This window comes from Scytonema sp. HK-05 (assembly GCF_963872035.1).
In the GTDB taxonomy this organism is placed as follows: Bacteria; Cyanobacteriota; Cyanobacteriia; order Cyanobacteriales; family Nostocaceae; genus Kalymmatonema.
The window spans coordinates 1-2,564 of sequence record NZ_CAWMYC010000083.1; the positions used below are offsets into that span (position 1 = coordinate 1).

1 protein-coding gene is annotated in these 2,564 nt (G+C 48.1%); it reads right to left on the reverse strand.

Translation table 11 applies throughout. From position 1 onward, the window contains the following. A partial coding sequence (locus AACT52_RS11100; RefSeq protein WP_143173028.1) for an NACHT and WD repeat domain-containing protein occupies positions 1-2,352 on the reverse strand: 2,352 nt, incomplete at its 3' end. Between the last annotated feature and the right edge of the window lie 212 nt (positions 2,353-2,564).

The window sequence follows — 2,564 nt, forward strand, 5'->3', positions numbered from 1 at the left end:
TGTATGCCCAGTCAGGGTTTTGATTTGTTTGCCGGTGCTGGTGTCCCACAGTTTCACCGTGTTGTCAGCACTTGCAGAAGCCAGCATCTTGCCATCCGGGCTGAAGCTGACACCATTAACTTGCTTTGCGTGTCCTCCCAAGGTGTTTGGGGCTGCGACGTTGTGAACTGTATGCATTAATCCTAGTTCCACCTGCGTCCGGGTATTTGCCCCTACCCAGGGTGTACCTTCCATTTGTACAACAGCTTTTAAACTTGTTTTTACGGCTTCTCGCCCATTTGAGTTCAAAAGCGCATCTGAAGTATTAGTAAGAGAATTAATTTGACTGATTGCCGCACTCCACCAGCCCACGCCAGCAATCCCTGCCAAACTCAAAGCTACCACAGAGAAGCTACCTAGTACGATAATTGCCAGTCGCCGGCTGCGTTCGAGTTCCTGCTTCTCCTTATCCCGTTGTTGTGCGCTAGCTTGAATAAAATCTCGCTCCTCCTGCGTCATTTCATCCGCGCGTTTGTGCAGCCAATCTTCCGCCACCGTCAATGGCACACCTCGCAACAACGCCCCAGAGTCATGGTTGCTATTTTTCCACTCACGTAATGCTACCTTCAGCCGTTCCTGCCAAACGCGAAACTGACGGTTAGCATTTATCCACTCTCGCAGGGTTCCCCATTCCCGAATCAGCGCTTCATGCACCACCTCCACCGTATCTTCCTGTTCATGGCGTCCCGTCACAACCAAACGTGCTTGATATCCTGCTAAATAACTCACCAATCCCCAATTATCTTGCCCAACTTCCGCACGGGTTGCTAGCCGCCGAGTATCCTCTGTCCCCTCCCCCGGACGCACTAATTGCAGAAAAATTCGTTGTGCCTGCTTCTGTTGTGCCTCACTCAGTTGTTGATAAATCTGTTCAGCATGATTGGCTATAGCTTTTTTGACACCGCCAATTTCATCGTAGGCTTGGTGAGTTAGCTCCCGGTTTTCCTGCTTCTCCCACAGTCGGGTGAGGGCAAATTCTAACAATGGCAAGTTACCAGGTTCTTGCCCCACATCATCGAGAATTCGTTGAGTCAGTCCATCCTCTAGTTGTACTTCCAGCTTTTGTGCCGGTTGCTGAATTGCCGCCTGTAGTTCCTCCTGATTCATGGAACTCAGCAGTTGTGGTGTAAACTCGTGCAACGCATCCCGAAGCGGACGGTAGGAAAGCACATAGCCGTAAAAGTCAGCCCGTAAAGTGAAAACCAGTGTTAAACTTTTCTGGTGAATAGCTTCGAGCAACGTATCAGCAAAGCGCTCTTGTTCTTCCTTCACCTGACAAAGGGTGTAGAGTTCCTCAAACTGATCTGCAAACAGCAACAGACGTTTATCCGGATTGCGTTCTGTAATGCGAGACACCACCTGCTGCAAGGTGACTTTGCCCTGCTGCATATCTGCTGCTAGTCCAGCTGCTTCCCGCAGTTGTTGAGTGTCACCCATTTTCGGTTCTAATTGACTCACCAATGCAGAAGCAAGCTGATAAAACGGTTGGTTCCCAGGACGGAAAGATTCAATCAGCCAACTTCCCTGTTCCCGCAACTGTGAAATCAGTCCCGCTAACACTACAGAAGATTTGCCACTCCCACTAGGACCAATCACTGCTACCAAAGGCTGTTTCTGAACCGCTTGAACTAAGCCATTCACAAACGTTTCTCTTCCAAAAAAGAATGCTGCATCCTCTTCCCCAAATGCAGACAATCCTTGGTAAGGGTTGGGGGGAATAACTTCCGTTTCTGGCTGTGTGGTGACAGTAATTAACTCTTTTTTTCTGAGTACCGGAGTTTGCTGCTCCACAAAAGTTATCATTTGAGAGCAGCCAAGCTCATAGGCAAACTCCACACCTTCCCCAGCAGCCATTGCATCGTAAAACGCTACAGCAAAGGCAACGGCTGCTTTATCCCCAACTGTGTTATTCATGCCAATCACATAGTTGACGTGTTGGCTAATTGCCGAAGCTTGCACTTCTGAGTAACAAGCGTTTAAAAGGACACAATCGACACCTTTGCTGGCAAACAGCTTAAACATACTCGCCAATGCATCTGCCCGGATCAATGCTGCCTGTCCCGTCTCATCTTCCAGGACGATACCATCTTTGCCTGCACCGTGCCCGCACAAGTGTACAATCTGGGGCTGATAATCGAGGATTGCTCGGTAAAAGTCTCGCGATCGCACTGCCCATTTCTGCTCTAGGTTGAACTGCTCTCGTTTGTTTGCACGTCGTAATCCCTCATCAATTTCCCGTACCTCTTCATCCAGTCGTAGCCTTGAGGTATTGGTAGGATTCGCTGCCAGAATCAAAATTGTTTTGACATGCATGTTGTTATTTATAAAAGAGTCTAAAATAAGTTTTGTATATTTATTATTGACAAAATTAATATAATCTGATTAAAAACGAACATCAGCGAGCAACTGACCTTATAAGTATCATTTGACGCTGCATATGCTGAGATATTCCGGAATTATCTCCCAATAAGGTCAGCCCCTGAGTCCTTACGGACACGCTCCGCGAACGCGAGTGCGTGCGCTTT